The following is an 18,281-nucleotide window of genomic DNA, read 5'->3' on the forward strand; positions in this document are numbered from 1 at the left end:
ACTTGTGCTGGACTGTCCGCTCAGCGGACGTTGACGTAGTAGACGTAGCCCGTGATCGTCTGCTGGTACGTGCGGTCGCTGAAGTCGTCCATGACGGTCCCGCGGATGGGGGCGCCGCGGTTGACGCTCACGACGTCGGCGTCGGCCAGTGACACGTCGGACTGCTTCTGGACGATGACGCGGTTACCGTCGGCCTCCAGCTGAGCGATGGTGGCCTGCGCGTCCCCGGCGCCAGTGGGTGCGGCCAGGGCGGGGGCGGCCAAACCCAGGACGGCGGCGGACAATCCGGCTACGGCGGCGGTGGTGATGCTGAGCTTCTTCATGGTCTTGCTCTCTTCCCTGTTGGGTCGACAGCCGTGGAGCGAGTCGCGCGGTTTCGACTTGAGTCGTGTAGATCTTTCCGATCTGACCGGTTAAACCCGCAGCTCAGGCGAATAATTCCAGTGGCAGAAATTGCATGCTGCCGTGGCAGGAACCCACCGTGCCCTCAGACCGAGGACCGCCCTGTGATCGGCGGAAGGTCGGCCAACGTCACGATCCCCGGTTTCGCCGCGACGACCGCGGGCACAGCATTGGTCACCGGCAGGGCGGTGTAGATCATGCCCAGGCCCATGAAGCCCGGCTCGGTCCAGTCCCTGGGCGGCAGGCAGTGCACCACGGTCCGCATGTTGGGCAGACCGAACACCTGCACGACGTGCCCGTGTTCGAGGGGCTTGGGCGGCGTGACGTGTTCGCCCATGATCCAGTTGAATCCGACGCTGACGACGTTGTGGTCGCCGACCCAGCCGCGGTGATAGCCCATGACGCCACCCACGGTGCCCTCGGGAATGGTCATGAAGCCGAGGTCGCTGTCGCCCGTCGCCGGCGTGAACGTGACATCGAAGGTCATACGGTCGAGTTTCGCGCCGATCGCATCGGCCATCATCGCCGCGGACTCGGCGAACACCTCGCTCTCGCGACGCACGTTCTCGGCGAGTCCGGGGGTGTCGGGATCCTGCGAAAAACCCATCGCGGTCTGGGTGCCCGCGGATTCATAGGTGGAGCAGTCGACAGACTCGGTGATGCGGATTTCGTCCACCCGCTCGCACGAGCCGGACAGCACCATGCCGACGAGGTTGCTCATCCCGGGGTGGGCGCCGCTGCCGAAGATCGTGGAGTTGCCTGCCTGGCAGGCTTTTCGAATGCGGTCGAGATCCTCAGGCGATTGCTTGCCGCCGGTGATCCACGCGGCGCTCGAACACACGTTGATCCCGGACTCCAGCAGTCGCACCAACTCGTCGATGCTGGGCCACAGCGGGTTGTAACAACATGCGTCCGGTTTCAGGGCGACCAGTTCTTCGATGTCGTTGGTGGCCCTCACCCCGGTCGGCTCGGCCCAGCCCGCGAGGTCGGCGGCATCCACCCCGACCTTGTCGGCGCCGTGGGCGAAGACGCCGACGAGCTCCATGTCGTCGCGGCCGATGATCGCGTGCAGCGAGCGTCGTCCGATGTTGCCGGTGGTCCATTGGATGACGCGCAGCGGTCGGTCGGTTGTGGTGGACATGGCAGGCAGGGCCCTCCTCGTCGAGTGTCGCTTCTCCTTCAACGAGCAAGCTACTGCCTCTAAGGTGACCGCATGAGCGACATGGCGCCGGTGGCCGTGGTGACCGGAGCGAGCCGCGGGGCAGGGCTGGGCATCGCGACGGCCCTGGCGTCGCTCGGGTGGCACGTGTACGGCACCGGCCGTACCGTCCCCGAGGCACCCGCGTGGGGCGTCGGGATCCGAGTCGACCACGGCGACGACGACGCCGTCGGCCGCATGTTCGAGCGTGTCAGCACCGAGGCCGGGCGCCTCGACCTCCTCGTGAACAACGCCGCGGTGATCTCCGATGCGTTGGTGAGCCCGAAACCCTTCTGGGAGAAGCCCCGCGATCTGGCCGATGTCCTCGACGTCGGCCTGCGGTCGGCCTACATCGCGTCGTGGTACGCGGCTCCGCTGCTGGCGGAGCAGGAACGCGGCCTCATCGCCTTCACATCGTCGCCGGGGTCGGTCTGCTACATGCACGGGCCCGCCTACGGCGCGCAAAAGGCCGGTGTCGACAAGATGGCGGCCGACATGGCGGTCGACTTCCGGGGCACCGGCGTCGCGACCGTGGCGGTCTGGATGGGAATCCTGTTGACCGACAAGCTCCGGTCGGCCTTCGACGGCAACCCCGAAGCACTCGACACGTTCGCCCAGCAGGCCGAGACGCCTGAGTTCGCCGGGCGGGTGATCGACGGACTCTACCGCGATCCGGACCTCGCCGACATCAGCGGCCACACGGTGATCGCGGCCGAAATGGCAGCCCGCTACGGCATCACCGATGAAGGGCGGACACCGCCGTCACACCGGGACATGTTGGGAGCCCCGCGGGTTCCCAGTTCGGTGGTCGTCCGCTAGGAGCTACGGGCAGATCAGACTCCACAGCCCCCCGGTGCCCGACTGCACAGCCATGTCGGTCAGCATCCGATCCCAGTGGCGCACCGACCCGTACTCCGAACGCCATGCCAGCGCGGCACGGGTGAACTCGTGGAGACGATGCTCCCTGGTGGTCCCGATCGCGCCGTGAACCTGATGGGCATTGCGCACCACCACGGTCGTCGCGTGACCTGCGCATGAACGGGCAACTGCGACAAGGAACTCCAGCGAGGGGGAGGACCAATGGGAGGCTGCGGCAACCGACAGCGCCGACTCTGTCGCACTCCGCGCCAGCGCGGCTTCGGCGGCGATGTCCGCGATCTGATGCTGAACGGCCTGAAACTTGGCCAGCGGCCGCCCGAACTGTTGCCGCGATGTCGTGTGCTCGATGGACAGCTCGAGCGCACGGTCCAGAGCCGCGCACACCTGAATCGACCGCACCAGCGCCGACCTCAGCCGCAACTGTGCCAGCAGTTCGTCGCCCACGAGGACCCCGTCGAGCGTCGTCAGGTCGGCGGCCACCCCATCTCGGGGCTCGCCGATCATGTTGGCGCCGGGGGTGATCGTCACGTGGTCGGCGGCGATGTCGGCCACGGCGTGGCCGCCGTCGCGGGGCCAGACGGCGACGATCCGTTCCGTACGCGAGGCCCACGGCACGTCACTCGCGAGGCCGCGCTCGTCGAACACGCACACCGTCCGCGTCGCCGTATCGCATCCGACACCGGCGGCTTCGAGGAGCCAGCAGGCCAGTAAATCGTGCTCGGCCAACGGGATCCGAACTCCGTGTCGCACCGCCGCGGACAGCAGTTCGGCGGCCTCGATCCAGCCGGCACCGCTGCCGCCGGAGTCTTCGGCGCCGGTCAGGCGTATGAGACCGAGCTCGTCGAGCCGGCGCCACAGCTCCGCATCCCGGCCGTGTTCGGCGAACACCGCATCCATCATCTCGGCGAGCGCCGGCTCAACCCCGGGCGTTGTCATCGGATCCCCAGACCGCGCGCGATGACCCCGCGCAACACCTCGTTGGTGCCGCCACGCAGCGTGAACCCGGGACGCTGATCCACTGCGGCATTCGCCATCGTGCACAAGTCCTGTCCCGCTGCGGATTCGGCAGAGAGATGGGCGAACTCGGCGATGTCACCCTCGGTCGTGGTGCCGAGCACCTTGACGACGGCGGCCGGGACGTCGGCGGGTTCGTGCCGTTCCAACGCTCCTGCCACCGCCGTGGACATCTGGTGTAGTCCGGCGACGCGGGCGACCAGGCGGCCCAGGTCGTCGCTGTGCGGGATAGCGTGCGCTGCCATGCTTTCTGCGCATGTGGCCAGCAGGACGAAGGTCGAGAGAAACCGCTCGGGCCCGCTGCGTTCGAAGGCCAGCTCGGAGGTGACCTGTTGCCAGCCTTCGCCGATCGTCCCGAAGACCATGCTGTCGGGCACGAAGGCGTTGTCGAGGATCACCTCGTTGAAGTGGTGCGCGCCGTTCATCGACACGATCGGGCGGATGTCGACGCCCGGCCCGCGCAGATCGACGATGAACTGGCTCAGTCCGGCGTGGCGATGCGCAGGATCGACGGGCTCGGTGCGGACGAGCGCAATGAACGCGTGGGCGAGGTGTGCACCCGAGGTCCACACCTTGGTGCCGGTCAGTGCCCAACCGCCGTCGACGCGTTCGGCCTTGGTGCGCACGCTGGCAAGGTCAGAACCCGAATCCGGTTCACTCATGCCGATGCCGAAGAAACACTCGCCGCGCGCGATCTTCGGAAGGAACTCCGCCTTCTGGAACTCGGTTCCGTACTTGAGCAGTGACGGCACGATCTGCCGGTCCGCGATCCAGTGCGCCGCCACCGGGGCGCCCGCGGCGAGCAGTTCTTCGGTGACGGTGAACCTTTCGTGGAACGAGCGGCCGTGCCCGCCGTACTCGACGGGCACGGTCATGCCGAGCCATCCGCGGTCGGCCAGCGCCCGCGTGAAGTCTTCGTCCCAACTGCTCAGCCATGCGTCGGGGGACGGCGTGAAGGTGCCGGCGGCGAGTTGGTCGGCAAGAAACCGGCGCACTTCGGTTCGCAGGGCCCCACCGGCGGAGGCGTCGGCGGTGGACGGTGGTACCAGTCGCGGTAGCGCCATCAGTCTCCTCGGCTTTCCTCGGCGGCGGTCATGTCCTCGGTCGGGCTGTCGTCCGGCGGGGGCACCGCCGCGACCGGTTCGCGCGGTGTCAGCGCGATCCCCAGGGCAAGGAAGAACGCCGCTGTCAGCGTGCCGCCCAGGTAATGGTTCATCGGTCCGCCGGGGGAGATGAAGCTGCCGGGGGGCCCGATGACGGTGATCGTCTCGATCAGTTGCTCGACGGTGTACACGGCGGCGGCGGTGCCCAGCCAGCGCGGCAGCTGACCTTCGTTGGCGGCCAACAGAATCGGGACGGCGACCAGGATGCTGGCGATCGTGGCGACGGGCAGCCACATGGCCCCGATGTCGCCGATGGCCCGTGCGGTGCCGACGGTCACCTGCCCGGGGCGCAGCGCGGGGCCGGCGACGAACCACACCGAAATGCCGATCTGTGCGACGGTCACGGCCGATCCGATGGTGAACAGGTGCGCGGGCGGTCCGACAAGGCGGTCCCGAGCGAACGCGAGGACGACCGCGACGGCGAGTGCCGAAAAGGTCAGCAACAGAGCCTGGACACGGACGACGCCGGGATCGGGGTTGGGCAGGGCGGCAAGCAGCAGTACGGCTGCGGCGTAGAGCACCGCGAACGCGACACCTGCGATCATCGGGGCTCGGCGATTCATCTCAAAGAGCAATGGTAGCCACCGCAAACGCGGGCCACGATCGGGCCCGCTGTCCCCAATGCCGAGTTCATCCACAGGCCGCGCCCGTCGGCTCTGTGGCGGACCGCCACCGTCGCCGGGGCGGAATACCGTCGCCGCATGTCCACCGAACTGCCCTCCGACCGTCTCAGACGCCGCCTCGGATCAGGCAACGACGCCGATGCCGCGGATGACGACGAGCCCTCGGACACGTCGCTGTCTCGATGGCTGCCCACACAGACGCAGGCGGGCCCGTCGGCGTGGCTGTCGAAGGTCCGTGCCGACCCGGGCCGCGCCGGTGTCGTGGCGCTCGGCGTCATCGGCGCCGTCGCGGTCCTTGTGACGGTGCTGACGCTGGTCCGGGACAGCCCGCCCGCAGTCGTCTCGGCCAAGCTCCCTCCCGTCGAGATGGCATCCTCGGCCGCCCCGACATCGGGCAGCTCCCCGGCCGGCCCCGCGCAGCCGGTCGTGGTCAGCGTCGTCGGTCTGGTGCACACGCCGGGGCTGGTCACGCTCGCCCCAGGCGCACGGATCGCCGACGCGCTCGACGCGGCCGGCGGTGCCCTCGACGGCGCCGATGTGCTGGGCCTGAACATGGCCCGCCGCGTCGCCGATGGTGAACAGATCGTGGTGGGCATCGGCGCGCCGCCCGGGCAGCCGGCCGAGATGGGGAGCTCGGTCGTGGCGGAGCAGTCACCTCCGGCGCATCAGAGTTCCGCTGAAATCGATTCGGCACCAACAGGTTTGATCGACCTGAATGAGGCCACCGCCGAAGAGCTGGACACTTTGCCCGGCGTCGGGCCGGTGACGGCCGCGGCGATCATCGCGTGGCGGGATGCCAACGGCCGCTTCAGCAGCGTGGATCAGCTCGGCGACGTCGACGGCATCGGACCCGCCCGGCTCGACAAGCTGCGTGACCGCGTCCGTGTCTGACCGCCGTGGACCTGCGACTCGTCCCGGCCGCGTTGACCAGTTGGGCGGTCACGGCTGCCGGCATCCTGTGGCTGCAGGCCGGTGCCGCCGCGGCGGCCCTGGGTGCGGTGGCGTGCACCGTCCTCGCAGGCTGGTGGGGCGCGCGCCGAAGTGCCGGTGGTCTGGACCGCAGAGCCCTGGCGGCGGGCGTGCTGGCGGTGGCGCTCGTCGGAGGTGGCTTCGCGGTTGCGGTGTCGGTGCGGGTCGGCGCGGTCCACGATCACCCGATCACCACGTACTTCGGCTCGATCACCTCTGTCACGGTGAAGCCGGCGGAGACGCCGCGGGTACTCGTCGGTGGCCGCACGATGATCCGCGGGTCGTTACTGGTGCTCGACGGGGCCGAAACTTCGGGCGACGTCCTGGTTTTCGCGTCAGGTGCCGACTACTCGACGCTGACGGCGGGACAGCCGGCGGCGTTCCGTGCGCAGGTCGGTCGGCCGAAGCGGCGCGACCTGACCGTCGCGGTGCTCTCGGCAACGGGCGCGCCGGTGCGGGGGGAGGCGGCCCCGATCCAGCGGGCGGCCCACCACCTGCGCACGCGCTTCGCCGAGTCCGCCCGCCTCGCGCTGCCTGCCGGCGAGGCCGCCATGCTGCCCGCGCTGGTCCTCGGCGACACCTCTGCGGTGCCGGCGGAGACGACGGCCGAGTTCCGGGTGTCAGGTCTCACGCATCTGACGGCGGTGTCGGGGGCCAACGTGACGATCGTCTGCGGGGCGGTGTTGATGTCCGCACTGCTGATCGGTCCGCGGGCCGCGGTCGGGCTGGCAGCGGTGACGCTGGTGGCGTTCGTCGTGATCGTCCAGCCGTCGCCGAGTGTGTTGCGCGCCGCCGTGATGGGCGCGATCACGCTGGTGGCGGTGTTGGCGCACCGGCGGCGCCAGGCGCTTCCCGCATTGGCGGCGACGGTGATCGCCCTGATGATCGGTGCGCCGCGACTGGCCGTCGATGTCGGTTTCGCGTTGTCGGCGTCGGCGACCGCGGCGCTGGTGGTGCTCGCCCCGGCGTGGTCGCGCCGGCTCACCGGGCGGGGCTGGCCGAAACCACTCGCCGACGCGGTAGCCGTGGCGCTGGCTGCGCAACTCGTCACGGCGCCGCTGGTGGCAGGGGTATCGGGCTCGGTCAGCCTGGTCGCCGTTGCAGCGAACCTCGTTGTGGCACCGGTGATCCCACCGATCACCGTCATCGGGACCGCTGCGGCCGCCCTGTGCGCTCTGTGGCCGGCAGGTGCCGAACTGCTCATCCGCTTCACCGGCCCGGAGGTGTGGTGGTTGCTGAGCGTGGCGCGCTATGCGGCGGGGCTGCCCGCCGCGTCGGTGCCGGTTCCGTCGGGCGTCGCGGGCGCGGCGACCGTCGCGGCCGCGGCGGTGGCACTGGGGGTGGTGTGGCATTGGGCGGTGTCGGAGCGACGTGGCACCATCGACCGGTGAGTCGAGTGGCGGGCCTGCACCTGGTGTTGGGCGATGAGGAGCTTCTGGTCGAACGCGCGGTCGCGGAGGTCCTCAAGAGCGCCCGCGCGGCCGCAGGGACGTCCGACGTGCCCGTCGATCGCATGCGCGCGGGAGAGGTCAGCGTCAGCGAGCTTGCCGAACTGCTCAGCCCTTCGCTGTTCGCCGACGAGCGGGTCGTGGTGCTGGAGGCCGCCGCCGAAGCCGGTAAGGACGCCGTCGCCCTCATTCAGAACGCCGCAGCCGATCTGCCGGAAGGCACCATGCTCGTGGTGGTGCATTCCGGCGGCGGTCGGGCGAAGGCGCTGGCCGATCACCTCAAGAAGGCGGGAGCGGAGGTGTATCCGTGCGCGCGGATCACGAAAGCCGCCGAGCGTGCCGACTTCGTCCGCAAGGAATTCCGCGCGCTGCGCGTGAAGGTCGACGACGCGACGGTGACCGCCGTGCTTGACGCGGTCGGTTCGGACCTTCGCGAGCTCGCTTCCTCGTGCTCGCAGCTGGTGGCCGACACAGGAGGAACGGTCGACGCGGCGGCGGTGCGCCGGTACCACTCCGGGCGGGCGGAGGTGAAGGGCTTCGACATCGCCGACAAGGCCGTGCTCGGGGACGTCGCGGGGGCTGCGGAGGCGCTGCGTTGGGCGATGACCGCCGGCGAACCGCACGTGGTGCTCGCCGACGCGCTGGCCGAGGCGGTCCACACGATCGCGCGGGTCGGTCCGCTGTCAGGGGATCCGTACCGGCTGGCCGGCGAACTCGGCATGCCGCCGTGGCGCGTACAGAAGGCGCAGAAACAGGCTCGGCGCTGGTCGCGGGACTCGGTGGCGGAGGCGGTGCGGCTGGTGGCCGCGCTCAACGCCGATGTGAAGGGCGCCGCAGCCGACGCCGATTACGCGCTGGAAAAAGCAGTCCGCTCAGTCGCCCAACTGGTCAGCGAATGATCGCCGGCGTGCTGGTCAACGACTGAGCGGAAAGAGAGCTGGGGGCTGAGCCCGTCGCTCAGATCTTCTGGAGGGCCTTGGCGAGCGCCGACTTGCGGTTGGCAGCCTGGTTCTTGTGGATAACGCCCTTGCTGGCAGCCTTGTCGAGCTTGCGGCTTGTCGACACCAGCAGCTCGCCGGCCTTCTCCTTGTCGCCGGCATCGATGGCCGCCCGGAAGCCGCGGACCGCAGTGTGCAGCGACGACTTCACCGACTTGTTGCGCAGCCTGCGGCGCTCGTTGGTGAGGATTCGCTTCTGCTGCGACTTGATGTTGGCCACGCGTGTATTCCTTCTAAATCTCGACAGGGTTGCTGAAGTCTCGGGGCGCCCGCACGGGGGCAGCGACTGTTCAGGGTAGCAGCGAGTGGGTAAAACCCCCAAAGCGAGATGCACTGGCCTGCCGAAATGGCCGGGATGCTGCAGCATGGCATTCGGATGCTCGCGCAACGTGCGCCCGGGAAAGAGTAGGGGACATCTTGGCGACCGAAACGGTACGGCCGGCGAAAACCGCCGCGAAGGCAGCTGCCAGGCGGCACGACGGGATTTTCGGGGGATACAACAAACTCGGGTCGTACTCGAAGGCGTTCGACGAGATGTTCGACGCCCACGGCAACGTCCGGGGCCCCTACAAGGGCATCCACAAGGAGCTGGCCCCGTCGGACGTCTCCGAGCTCGAAGCCCGCACCGAGGCGCTCGGTCGCGCGTTCATCGACCAGGGCATCACGTTCTCGCTGTCCGGTCAGGAGCGGCCTTTCCCGCTGGACCTGGTGCCGCGGGTCATCTCGGCCGCCGAGTGGACGAGGCTGGAGCGCGGCATCCGCCAGCGCGTCAAGGCGTTGGAGATGTACCTCGACGACATCTACGGCGAGCAGGAGATCCTCCGCGACGGCGTCATCCCACGCCGGCTCGTCACCTCCTGCGAGCACTTCCACCGCGAGGCCGTCGGCATCGTGCCGCCCAACGGTGTGCGCATCCACGTCGCGGGCATCGACCTGATCCGCGACGCCCAGGGCAACTGGCGGGTCCTCGAAGACAATCTGCGTTCGCCGTCGGGCGTCTCCTATGTCATGGAGAACCGCCGCACCATGGCGCGCGTGTTCCCGAATCTGTTCGCCACCCACCGGGTGCGTGCCGTCGGCGACTACTCCTCTCATCTGCTGCGCGCGCTGCGCAACGCCGCCGCCAATAACGTCGCCGATCCGACGGTCGTCGTGCTCACGCCTGGCGTCTACAACTCCGCCTACTTCGAGCACTCGCTGCTGGCCCGCCAGATGGGCGTCGAGCTGGTCGAGGGGCGCGACCTGTTCTGCCGCGACAACGCCGTCTACATGCGCACCACCGAAGGTGAACGTCAGGTCGACGTGATCTACCGCCGCATCGACGACGACTTCCTCGATCCGATGCAGTTCAAGCCCGACTCCGTGCTCGGCATCGCCGGGGTCCTCAACGCCGCGAGGGCGGGCAACGTCGTCATCTCCAGCGCTGTCGGCAACGGGGTGGGCGACGACAAGCTCGTGTACACCTACGTCCCCACCATCATCGAGTACTACCTCGGGGAGAAGCCGCTACTGGCCAACGTCGACACGTTCCGGTGCTGGCTCGACGACGAACGAGAAGAGGTGCTCGACCGTGTGGCCGAACTGGTGATCAAGCCGGTGGAGGGTTCGGGTGGCTACGGCATCGTCTTCGGACCCGACGCGTCGGAGAAGGAGTTGGCGGCGATCACCAAGAAGATCATCGCCGATCCGCGCGGCTGGATCGCCCAGCCGGTGATGCAGCTGTCGACGGTGCCGACCCAGATCGACGACAAGCTGGCGCCGCGCCATGTCGATCTGCGTCCGTTCGCCGTCAACGACGGCAACGACGTGTGGGTGCTGCCCGGCGGGTTGACCCGCGTCGCGCTGCCGGAGGGCTCGCTGGTGGTGAACTCCAGCCAGGGCGGTGGTTCCAAGGACACCTGGGTGCTCGCCTCGCGCACGTCGGTCGCCGACCGAGAGCTCGCCGCGGCCGAGGTGGTGCGCTCGCTGCCGACTGCTGCCGGCAAGAACGGCAGCAAGAACGGCAAAGTCGACAGCATTCAGGACCAGCAGCAACAGCAGAATCAGCAGTAGGGGGCGCTGAAACATGTTGGCACGAAACGCTGAATCGCTGTACTGGATCGGCCGCTACGTCGAGCGCGCCGACGACACCGCCCGGATTCTCGATGTCACCGTTCACCAGCTGCTGGAGGACTCCAGCGTCGATCCGGACCTCGCCTCGCGCACGCTGCTCCGAGTCCTCGGCATCGAGCCGCCCGACGACCGTCTCGACGTGTGGTCGCTGACCGACATCGTCGCGTTCAGCCGCGAAACATACGGGGGTTGTTCGATTGTCGAGGCGATCTCGGCGGCGCGCGAAAATGCCCGTGGCGCACGAGAGGTCACCTCCACCGAAATCTGGGAGTGCCTCAACACCACGTACAACGCCCTGGCCGAGCGGGAACGCGCCGCCAAGAGACTGGGCCCGCACGAATTCCTGTCCTATGTCGAGGGCCGGGCAGCGATGTTCGCCGGGTTGGCCGACTCCACCCTCAGCCGTGACGACGGCTACCGCTTCATGGTGCTCGGGCGGGCGCTGGAGCGGGTGGACATGACGGTGCGCCTGCTGCTTTCCCGCGTCGGGGACAGCGCGTCCTCACCCGCGTGGGTCACGCTGCTGCGGTCCGCTGGTGCGCACGACACCTATCTGCGGACATACCGCGGCGTGCTCGACGCCGGCCGGGTGGTCGAATTCATGTTGCTGGATCGCCTTTTCCCACGCTCGATCTTCTATTCGCTGCGACTGGCCGAGCACAGCCTCGACGAGCTGATGAACCGACCGCACAACCGTCTCGGTGCGACCGCCGAGGCTCAGCGCCTGCTGGGCCGGGCGCGAAGCGAGCTCGAGTTCCTCCAGCCCGGAGTGCTGTTGGACTCCCTGGAGGAGCGGCTGGCCGGTTTGCAGCAGACCTGCTTCGATGTCGGAGAAGCGTTGTCGCTGCAGTACTTCCACTCTGCACCGTGGGTTGCCTGGACGGATGCGGGGCACAACGCGTTGGTGATCGAAGAGGGAGAGATCTAACGATGAGCGCTTGCGCGAAGAGGAGACTCTGATGTGGCGGATGCGTGTGGTGCATTCGACCGGCTACGCCTACAAGTCGCCGGTGACAGCCTCGTTCAACGAGGCACGTTTGACGCCCCGCTCTGACTCCCGGCAGAACGTGATCCTCAACCGCGTCGAGACGGTTCCGGCGACCAGGTCCTACCGGTACGTCGACTACTGGGGTACCGCGGTGACGGCGTTCGACCTGCACGCGCCGCACACCGAACTCGAGGTGACGGCCTCCTCGGTGGTCGAGACCGACCGGCCCGAGGCGCCCCGGGACAAAGTCACCTGGCCGGATCTGGGCACCGAAGCGGTGATCGACAAGTACGACGAGGTTCTCGCCCCGACCCACTACGTTCCCGCGAGCAAGCGCATCGAGCGGGTCGGCAGGCGCATCGCGAAGTACCACGAACCCGCTGAGGCCGTCATCGAGGCGGCGCGCTGGGTGCAGGCGGAACTGAGTTACGTCCCGGGTACCACAGGCGTGCACACCTCTGGGGTGGACGCGCTGCGCGAAGGCAAAGGCGTCTGCCAGGATTTCGCACACCTGACGCTGATCCTGTTGCGCAGCATGGGTATTCCGTCCCGCTATGTGTCGGGGTATCTGCACCCGAAGAAGAACGCCAAAGTCGGCGACACCGTCGACGGGCAAAGCCACGCCTGGATCCAGGCGTGGACGGGGGAGTGGTGGTACTACGACCCGACAAACGATTCTGAGATCAACGAGCAGTACGTCAGCGTCGGGGTGGGCCGGGATTATTCGGATGTGACTCCGCTGAAAGGGATCTACTCGGGCGAAGGGTCAACCGACCTCGACGTGATCGTCGAGATCACCCGGCTGGCCTAAGTGGTGCGGGCGCACACGCCCGGGTGGACCTCGACACGGTGAAGGTCGTCGCCGATCTCGATCTGGCGGTCGAACTTCGACGCCGCCAACGCGCGCCAGTCGTCCTCCTGGCCGGGCTGCAGCGTCGGCACGTAATGCGTCAGGATCAGGATCCCGACGCCCGCGCGGGCGGCGGTCTCGGCGGCCTGCTCGACCGACGAGTGGTAGTCGCAGATGTCGCGGATGCGCTGCATCGGCATCGCGTCGATCAGATCGCGGCGGATCACGGTGTGTATTAGAGCCCCTGCGCCGGCGGCCAGTTCGTCGAGTCCCTCGCAGGGCACCGTGTCGCCGGCGAGTACCACCGACGCGCCGTGGTGCTCGATGCGGAATCCGATGGTCGGAGCGACGGGCCGGTGATCGGTCGGGCCCACCCGGATGGTCACCTCGTCGCGACCCCATACGACGCCGCCGGTCACCTCTTCGACCTCGACGGGCGGCGGTGCCGTCAGGTCGGCGTGGTGGGCGATGCGATAGCCGATGTCGTAGCTGAACGCCTTCAACATGTTCTCGACGACTTCGGCGGTACCCGGCGGGCCGATGATCGGCAGTGGCGGCAGGTCGGGCGCGAAGTTCGACACCCACCGGGTGATCAGGACGTCGCCCAGGTCGGCGATGTGGTCACTGTGCAGATGCGTCAGCAGCAGCGCGGTGATCGCGTTCGCGCCGACGCCGACGGCGGCGGCCCGTTGCAGGACACCGCGACCGCAGTCGATCAGGAACGTCTGTCCACCTGCCCGAACGAGTGTCGACGGGCCTGCGCGCCGGGCGTCGGGGATGGGGCTTCCGGTGCCGAGCAGCGTCACTTCGATCATGCCGCCAGGTATACCGCTCGAGGGGGTCGAGCGCGCGGGAATCGCGGGTTGGCCGCCCGTTATTCGCGGTTCGAGCCCACGTGGGACATGTCGGCGTAGCGGGCGCCGGTCGCCGCGTCGCCTGCGGCGCCGAGCGTGTCGACCTGTTCTGGCGTCAGGCTCACCGACAGCGAGGCGAGGTTCTCGTCGATCCGGGCGGCACGTCGCGTTCCGGGGATCGGCACCGAAGCCACACCGAGGGCGTCGGCACGGTGGCGCAGCCATGCCAGCGCGACCTGTGCCGGTGTCGCTCCCGCCTCTTCGGCGACCGCGGCCACCGCGTCGACCACGCTCAAGTTCGCATCCAGCGCGGCACCGGTGAAGCGGGGCATGGTCCGGCGGAAGTCGGTGTCGCCCATGTCGGCGGACGACCGCACGGTGCCCGTGAGGAACCCACGCCCGAGCGGTGAGAACGGGACCAGTCCGACGCCGAGTTCCGCGGCGGCCGGGGCGATGACGGCTTCGACGTCGCGGGTCCAGATCGACCACTCGCTCTGCAGCGCCGCGATCGGGTGAACGGCGTTGGCAGCCCGCAACTCTGCCGCCGAGACCTCGGACAGTCCCAGGTGGCGCACCTTGCCCGCGGCCACCAGCTCGGCCATCGCGCCGACGGTTTCTTCGATGGGGACATTCGGGTCGCGCCTGTGCAGGTAATAGAGATCGACGACGTCGGTCTCGAGACGCTGCAGGCTTTCGTCGATGCACTGGCGGACGTAGGCCGCGTCACCGCGCAGCGCGACGCGTCCGGCGGCGCGCTCGGCCGGGTTGGCCTGGATGCCGAACTTGGTGGCGAGCGTGACCTCATCGCGGCGGTCGGCCAGCAGGCGGGCGAAGAGTCGTTCGTTGTCGCCGGAGCCGTAGATGTTGGCGGTGTCGAGGAAGGTGACGCCGACGTCGACGGCGTGGTGGAGGGTGGCCAGCGATTCGGTGTCGTCGATCGCTCCGCCGTACACCGGGGTCAATGCCATTCCTCCGAAACCCATTGCACTGACCGATAATTCGTCGCCGAGGGTGATCGATTCCGGCATGGTGTCCTTTCGTGCGGGAATGGATACTGAGGTGTAACCGGGCTGATGGCGGATCTGTTCCGCGCCGAACCGCACAGTAGTAGCCTGATGTGAGCCAGGTCACTCAGGGAGATGTCGATGCGGATTTCCGACGTGTTGCGCAGCAAGGGTGCGACGGTCGCCACGATCACCCCCGAGACTTCTGTGGCCGGGCTTCTGACGGAGCTGTCGGTGCACAACATCGGGGCGATGGTGGTGGTGTCGCCGGACGGCCTCGTCGGCATCGTGTCCGAGCGCGACGTGGTGCGTAAGCTCCACGACATGGGTGCTGACCTGCTCCGCCGTCCCGTGTCGGAGATCATGACCACGCTGGTGGCAACGTGCTCGCCCGACGATTCGGTCGACAGTCTGAGCGTGCTGATGACCACCAACCGCGTGCGGCATGTGCCTGTCGTGGTGGACGGCCGGCTCGCCGGGATCGTGAGCATCGGCGACGTCGTCAAGACCCGCATGGAGGAGCTCGAGCGCGAACACGAGCAGCTCCAGGCCTACATCACTCAAGGCTGATGGCCGACGTCGATGTCCGCTTCGCGCAGAAGTCGGACGTGGTTGAGCTGTCGCGTGTGCTGGGGAGGGCGTTCTTCGACGACCCGGTGATGATGTGGATGGTCCCCGACGACGCCAGACGCGCTCGTGCGCTGCCGCGGGTGTTCGGGGCGATGATCCGCCACCACTTTCTGGGGAACGAGGCGGTGGAGACCGGGTCGAAGGACGGCACGATCGGCGCTGCGGCGCTGTGGGATCCGCCGGGGCGTTGGAAGCAGACACCGGGCGAGGAAATGCGGATGATGCCGAGCTTCCTGCTGGCGCTGGGCCTGCAGGTCGGTCGCGGCATGGGCATGTCCGAGTTGATGAAGAAGAACCATCCCGAGGAGCCGCACTGGTATCTCGCGGTGATCGGCAGCGATCCGGACGTGCGTGGGGGCGGGTTCGGGCACGCGTTGATGACTTCGCGGCTCGACAAGTGCGATGCCGAAGGGGCGCCGGCCTACTTGGAGTCCAGCAAGGAATCGAATGTGCCCTACTACATGCGGTTCGGCTTCGGAGTCACCGGCGAGATCACGATGCCCGGCGGCGGCCCGACCATGTGGCAGATGTGGCGGCGACCCGGCTAGCTCGCCCCGCCGGAGGCGAGAATCACGACCATGAGTATTCGGCGCGCAGCCGCGCCGCGACGAGGTCGAATACCGTCCGCTCCAGGATCGCGCCTTCGCGCCTGATGCCTTCCTCGGGCACGTCGAGCACCCGATCCAGGCGCACCCAGCTGGCTCTGCCCTCGTAGTCCCACGTGCCGCTGCCGATGCCGACCCAGTTGGGGTCGCCGCGGTGGTGGTCCTGGCTCGACAACATCAGTCCGAGCAGGATGTTGCGATCGCGGCCCACGACGAGCACGGGACGATCCTTACCCCGGGTCGGGTCGTCTTCGAAGACCACCCATGTCCAGACGATTTCGCCGGGGTCGGCGCGACCGTCGAGGTCGGGCGAATACGACACCCTGCGCGCGCGGTGTGCGGTGGGGACGAAATTGCTGGAAACGGGGCGGCCCGCGGGTAGCGCGGGCACAGTGTTGTCGGGTGCTCCGGCGAGGACGTCCAATCCGATGCGGATGCCCTGCTGGATACCGCGCTGCAGCGTGTCGGACTTCTGCAGTTGGCGGACCAGCTTCGGCGCCTCGTTGAACACAAGGTTCTCGGTGCTCTTCACCAGGAAGCGCTGAAACGCCTTGAAAGGCGATGCCGATGCGGACATACCCGACAAGCATAGGCGCTGAGCCACCACCTCGATCGCGGCTCGATTGGGCTGCGGGGTGCTGCGGTCGATACTCTGGACGGGCCTGATCAGGCTGACAGACCCCGCTCACCAGGAGATTCCCATCAGCAGCTTCGCCGACAAGACGTTCACTGCGCCGGCGCAGATTCGGAACTTCTGCATCATCGCCCACATCGACCACGGCAAGTCCACGCTGGCCGACCGGATGCTGCAGCTCACCGGCGTGGTCGACGAGCGTTCGATGCGGGCCCAGTACCTGGACCGGATGGATATCGAGCGTGAGCGTGGTATCACCATCAAGGCCCAGAACGTGCGATTGCCGTGGGTCGTGGACGATGAAGAGTTCGTCCTGCACTTGATCGACACGCCCGGCCACGTCGACTTCACCTACGAGGTGTCCCGCGCGCTGGAGGCCTGCGAGGGTGCGGTGTTGCTGGTCGACGCCGCGCAGGGGATCGAAGCGCAGACGTTGGCCAACCTGTACCTGGCGCTGGACCGTGACCTGACGATCATCCCGGTGCTCAACAAGATCGATCTGCCCGCGGCCGACCCCGATCGTTACGCCGGCGAGATCGCCCACATCATCGGCTGCGAGCCGGAGGACGTTCTACGGGTGTCGGGCAAGACGGGCGTCGGCGTCTCCGAGTTGCTCGACCACGTCGTCCGCGAGATCCCGCCGCCGCAGGGCGACCCGGACGCGCCGACCCGCGCCATGATCTTCGACTCCGTCTACGACATCTACCGCGGCGTGGTCACCTACGTGCGCGTCGTCGACGGCAAGATCACCCCGCGCGAGCGCATCGCGATGATGTCTACCGGCGCCACCCACGAACTGCTCGAGGTGGGGATCGTCTCGCCGGAACCGAAGGCGTCCGACGGACTCGGCGTCGGCGAGGTGGGCTACCTCATCACCGGCGTGAAGGATGTTCGCCAGTCCAAGGTCGGCGACACCGTGACGACCGCGCGCAAGGGCGCGACGGAGGCGCTGACCGGCTACCGCGAGCCCAAACCGATGGTCTATTCGGGGCTGTATCCGGTGGACGGGTCGGACTATCCGGTGCTGCGCGAGGCGCTGGACAAGCTGCAGCTCAACGATGCGGCGTTGACCTACGAGCCGGAGACCTCGGTGGCGCTCGGGTTCGGGTTCCGGTGCGGGTTCCTGGGGTTGCTGCACATGGAGATCACCCGCGAGCGGCTGGAGCGCGAGTTCAACCTCGACCTGATCTCGACCGCTCCCAACGTCGTCTACCGCGTCGTCAAAGAGGACAACAGCGAGATCGTCGTGACCAACCCGTCGGACTGGCCCGAAGGCAAGGTCCGTTCGGTGTTCGAGCCCGTGGTCAAGACGACCGTCATTGCGCCCAGCGAATTCATCGGCACGATCATGGAGTTGTGCCAGGCCCGACGCGGCGAGCTCGGCGGCATGGATTACCTTTCGCCCGAACGCGTCGAGCTCCGATACACGATGCCGCTGGGCGAGATCATCTTCGACTTCTTCGACTCGTTGAAGTCGCGCACCCGCGGCTATGCGAGCCTCGACTACGAAGAGGCCGGCGAGCAGGAGGCCGACCTCGTCAAGGTCGACATTCTGCTGCAGGGCGAGGCCGTCGACGCGTTCAGCGCAATCGTCCACAAGGACGGCGCGTCGGCGTACGGCAACAAGATGACGACCAAGCTCAAAGAACTCATCCCGCGCCAGCAGTTCGAGGTGCCCGTGCAGGCTGCGATCGGCTCGAGAATCATTGCGCGCGAGAACATCCGGGCCATCCGCAAGGACGTGCTGTCCAAGTGCTACGGCGGCGACATCACCCGTAAGCGCAAGCTGCTGGAAAAGCAGAAGGAAGGCAAGAAGCGGATGAAGACGATCGGCCGGGTCGACGTGCCGCAGGAAGCTTTCGTCGCCGCGCTGTCGACGGAGTCCGTCGCCGACAAACCCAAGAAATAGC

At 67.9% G+C, this 18,281-nt stretch carries 19 protein-coding genes; 10 read left to right on the plus strand and 9 right to left on the minus strand.

The window, feature by feature from the left end; all coding sequences use genetic code 11:
• Positions 1-20 precede the first annotated feature (20 nt).
• Positions 21-323, minus strand: coding sequence for a hypothetical protein (locus tag ACAG24_RS15815; protein WP_370473755.1), 303 nt, complete (start codon positions 321-323; stop codon positions 21-23).
• 164 nt (positions 324-487) lie between these two features.
• A complete protein-coding gene (locus ACAG24_RS15820) occupies positions 488-1,543 on the minus strand; it encodes an NAD(P)H-dependent amine dehydrogenase family protein (RefSeq protein WP_370473754.1) in 1,056 nt (351 codons plus the stop codon).
• Between the two features lie 72 nt (positions 1,544-1,615).
• Here ACAG24_RS15820 and ACAG24_RS15825 point away from each other — a divergent pair, with 72 nt between their 5' ends.
• Positions 1,616-2,419 (plus strand): SDR family NAD(P)-dependent oxidoreductase, encoded by an 804-nt coding sequence (locus ACAG24_RS15825; protein WP_370473753.1) that lies wholly within the window; start codon positions 1,616-1,618, stop codon positions 2,417-2,419.
• A gap of 3 nt (positions 2,420-2,422) precedes the next feature.
• On the opposite strand, the gene ACAG24_RS15830 is transcribed toward ACAG24_RS15825, so the two are convergent.
• Genes ACAG24_RS15830 through ACAG24_RS15840 form a run of 3 tightly spaced genes read right to left on the minus strand, consistent with a single transcriptional unit; the run spans position 2,423 to position 5,219 of the window.
• Positions 2,423-3,415, minus strand: coding sequence for an acyl-CoA dehydrogenase family protein (locus ACAG24_RS15830; RefSeq protein ID WP_370473752.1), 993 nt, complete (start codon positions 3,413-3,415; stop codon positions 2,423-2,425).
• Positions 3,412-4,557, minus strand: coding sequence for an acyl-CoA dehydrogenase family protein (locus ACAG24_RS15835; protein WP_370473751.1), 1,146 nt, complete (start codon positions 4,555-4,557; stop codon positions 3,412-3,414). The genes ACAG24_RS15830 and ACAG24_RS15835 overlap by 4 nt, the downstream gene beginning before the upstream one ends.
• Positions 4,557-5,219: a hypothetical protein gene (locus ACAG24_RS15840; RefSeq protein ID WP_370473750.1), complete on the minus strand. Its 663-nt coding sequence runs from the start codon at positions 5,217-5,219 to the stop codon at positions 4,557-4,559. The genes ACAG24_RS15835 and ACAG24_RS15840 overlap by 1 nt, the downstream gene beginning before the upstream one ends.
• A gap of 138 nt (positions 5,220-5,357) precedes the next feature.
• Here ACAG24_RS15840 and ACAG24_RS15845 point away from each other — a divergent pair, with 138 nt between their 5' ends.
• The 3 genes from ACAG24_RS15845 to holA are packed head-to-tail and all read left to right on the plus strand — an operon-like array spanning position 5,358 to position 8,595.
• Positions 5,358-6,170, plus strand: a complete 813-nt coding sequence (locus tag ACAG24_RS15845) for a ComEA family DNA-binding protein (protein WP_370473749.1) — start codon at positions 5,358-5,360, stop codon at positions 6,168-6,170.
• A gap of 5 nt (positions 6,171-6,175) precedes the next feature.
• Positions 6,176-7,639: a ComEC/Rec2 family competence protein gene (locus ACAG24_RS15850; RefSeq protein WP_370473748.1), complete on the plus strand. Its 1,464-nt coding sequence runs from the start codon at positions 6,176-6,178 to the stop codon at positions 7,637-7,639.
• The gene (gene holA, locus ACAG24_RS15855) at positions 7,636-8,595 is read left to right on the plus strand and encodes a DNA polymerase III subunit delta (protein WP_445206199.1); all 960 of its coding nucleotides are present in this window, start codon (positions 7,636-7,638) and stop codon (positions 8,593-8,595) included. Before ACAG24_RS15850 ends, holA begins: the two co-directional genes overlap by 4 nt.
• Positions 8,596-8,653: 58 nt before the next feature.
• On the opposite strand, the gene rpsT is transcribed toward holA, so the two are convergent.
• Positions 8,654-8,914: a 30S ribosomal protein S20 gene (rpsT, locus tag ACAG24_RS15860; protein ID WP_370473747.1), complete on the minus strand. Its 261-nt coding sequence runs from the start codon at positions 8,912-8,914 to the stop codon at positions 8,654-8,656.
• Positions 8,915-9,177: 263 nt separating this feature from the next.
• Between rpsT and ACAG24_RS15865 the strand changes: the two genes are divergently transcribed.
• Genes ACAG24_RS15865 through ACAG24_RS15875 form a run of 3 tightly spaced genes read left to right on the plus strand, consistent with a single transcriptional unit; the run spans position 9,178 to position 12,605 of the window.
• Positions 9,178-10,746, plus strand: a complete 1,569-nt coding sequence (locus tag ACAG24_RS15865; protein ID WP_370473869.1) for a circularly permuted type 2 ATP-grasp protein — start codon at positions 9,178-9,180, stop codon at positions 10,744-10,746.
• A 13-nt stretch (positions 10,747-10,759) separates the two neighbouring features.
• Positions 10,760-11,734, plus strand: a complete 975-nt coding sequence (locus ACAG24_RS15870) for an alpha-E domain-containing protein (protein WP_370473746.1) — start codon at positions 10,760-10,762, stop codon at positions 11,732-11,734.
• A 31-nt stretch (positions 11,735-11,765) separates the two neighbouring features.
• Entirely contained in the window at positions 11,766-12,605 is an 840-nt protein-coding gene (locus tag ACAG24_RS15875; protein ID WP_370473745.1) for a transglutaminase family protein, read from the plus strand.
• On the opposite strand, the gene ACAG24_RS15880 is transcribed toward ACAG24_RS15875, so the two are convergent.
• A complete protein-coding gene (locus tag ACAG24_RS15880) occupies positions 12,602-13,459 on the minus strand; it encodes a ribonuclease Z (RefSeq protein WP_370473744.1) in 858 nt (285 codons plus the stop codon). The two genes, ACAG24_RS15875 and ACAG24_RS15880, sit on opposite strands and share 4 nt — an antisense overlap.
• A 59-nt stretch (positions 13,460-13,518) precedes the next feature.
• Positions 13,519-14,526 carry an aldo/keto reductase gene (locus tag ACAG24_RS15885; RefSeq protein WP_370473868.1) on the minus strand — a complete coding sequence of 336 codons (1,008 nt, stop codon included), beginning with the start codon at positions 14,524-14,526 and terminating at the stop codon, positions 13,519-13,521.
• 117 nt (positions 14,527-14,643) lie between these two features.
• On the opposite strand from ACAG24_RS15885, the gene ACAG24_RS15890 reads away from it, so the two are divergent.
• Complete coding sequence (locus tag ACAG24_RS15890; protein ID WP_370473743.1) at positions 14,644-15,072, plus strand: CBS domain-containing protein; 429 nt, start codon at positions 14,644-14,646, stop codon at positions 15,070-15,072.
• On the plus strand, positions 15,072-15,680 hold the full coding sequence (locus ACAG24_RS15895) for a GNAT family N-acetyltransferase (protein WP_370473742.1): 609 nt from the start codon (positions 15,072-15,074) through the stop codon (positions 15,678-15,680). The genes ACAG24_RS15890 and ACAG24_RS15895 overlap by 1 nt, the downstream gene beginning before the upstream one ends.
• 22 nt (positions 15,681-15,702) lie before the next feature.
• Here the strand turns inward: ACAG24_RS15895 and ACAG24_RS15900 are convergent, their stop codons facing one another.
• Positions 15,703-16,314: a type II toxin-antitoxin system PemK/MazF family toxin gene (locus ACAG24_RS15900; RefSeq protein ID WP_370473741.1), complete on the minus strand. Its 612-nt coding sequence runs from the start codon at positions 16,312-16,314 to the stop codon at positions 15,703-15,705.
• 61 nt (positions 16,315-16,375) lie between these two features.
• Between ACAG24_RS15900 and lepA the strand changes: the two genes are divergently transcribed.
• Positions 16,376-18,280: a translation elongation factor 4 gene (lepA, locus tag ACAG24_RS15905; RefSeq protein WP_445206202.1), complete on the plus strand. Its 1,905-nt coding sequence runs from the start codon at positions 16,376-16,378 to the stop codon at positions 18,278-18,280.
• Position 18,281 lies beyond the last annotated feature (1 nt).

The organism is Mycobacterium bulgaricum, assembly GCF_041287165.2.
GTDB lineage: Bacteria > Actinomycetota > Actinomycetes > Mycobacteriales > Mycobacteriaceae > Mycobacterium > Mycobacterium bulgaricum.

Excerpts from the sequence above, each read along its gene's own strand:
- ACAG24_RS15885 (WP_370473868.1), bottom strand. The coding sequence starts at position 14,526 with ATGCCGGAATCGATCACCCTCGGCGACGAATTATCGGTCAGTGCAATG.
- ACAG24_RS15815 (WP_370473755.1), bottom strand. The coding sequence starts at position 323 with ATGAAGAAGCTCAGCATCACCACCGCCGCCGTAGCCGGATTGTCCGCC.
- ACAG24_RS15830 (WP_370473752.1), bottom strand. The coding sequence starts at position 3,415 with ATGACAACGCCCGGGGTTGAGCCGGCGCTCGCCGAGATGATGGATGCG.
- ACAG24_RS15900 (WP_370473741.1), bottom strand. The coding sequence starts at position 16,314 with ATGTCCGCATCGGCATCGCCTTTCAAGGCGTTTCAGCGCTTCCTGGTG.
- ACAG24_RS15895 (WP_370473742.1), top strand. The coding sequence starts at position 15,072 with ATGGCCGACGTCGATGTCCGCTTCGCGCAGAAGTCGGACGTGGTTGAG.
- ACAG24_RS15870 (WP_370473746.1), top strand. The coding sequence starts at position 10,760 with ATGTTGGCACGAAACGCTGAATCGCTGTACTGGATCGGCCGCTACGTC.
- ACAG24_RS15840 (WP_370473750.1), bottom strand. The coding sequence starts at position 5,219 with ATGAATCGCCGAGCCCCGATGATCGCAGGTGTCGCGTTCGCGGTGCTC.
- ACAG24_RS15825 (WP_370473753.1), top strand. The coding sequence starts at position 1,616 with ATGAGCGACATGGCGCCGGTGGCCGTGGTGACCGGAGCGAGCCGCGGG.
- ACAG24_RS15875 (WP_370473745.1), top strand. The coding sequence starts at position 11,766 with ATGTGGCGGATGCGTGTGGTGCATTCGACCGGCTACGCCTACAAGTCG.
- ACAG24_RS15820 (WP_370473754.1), bottom strand. The coding sequence starts at position 1,543 with ATGTCCACCACAACCGACCGACCGCTGCGCGTCATCCAATGGACCACC.
- ACAG24_RS15845 (WP_370473749.1), top strand. The coding sequence starts at position 5,358 with ATGTCCACCGAACTGCCCTCCGACCGTCTCAGACGCCGCCTCGGATCA.
- ACAG24_RS15880 (WP_370473744.1), bottom strand. The coding sequence starts at position 13,459 with ATGATCGAAGTGACGCTGCTCGGCACCGGAAGCCCCATCCCCGACGCC.
- ACAG24_RS15835 (WP_370473751.1), bottom strand. The coding sequence starts at position 4,557 with ATGGCGCTACCGCGACTGGTACCACCGTCCACCGCCGACGCCTCCGCC.
- ACAG24_RS15890 (WP_370473743.1), top strand. The coding sequence starts at position 14,644 with ATGCGGATTTCCGACGTGTTGCGCAGCAAGGGTGCGACGGTCGCCACG.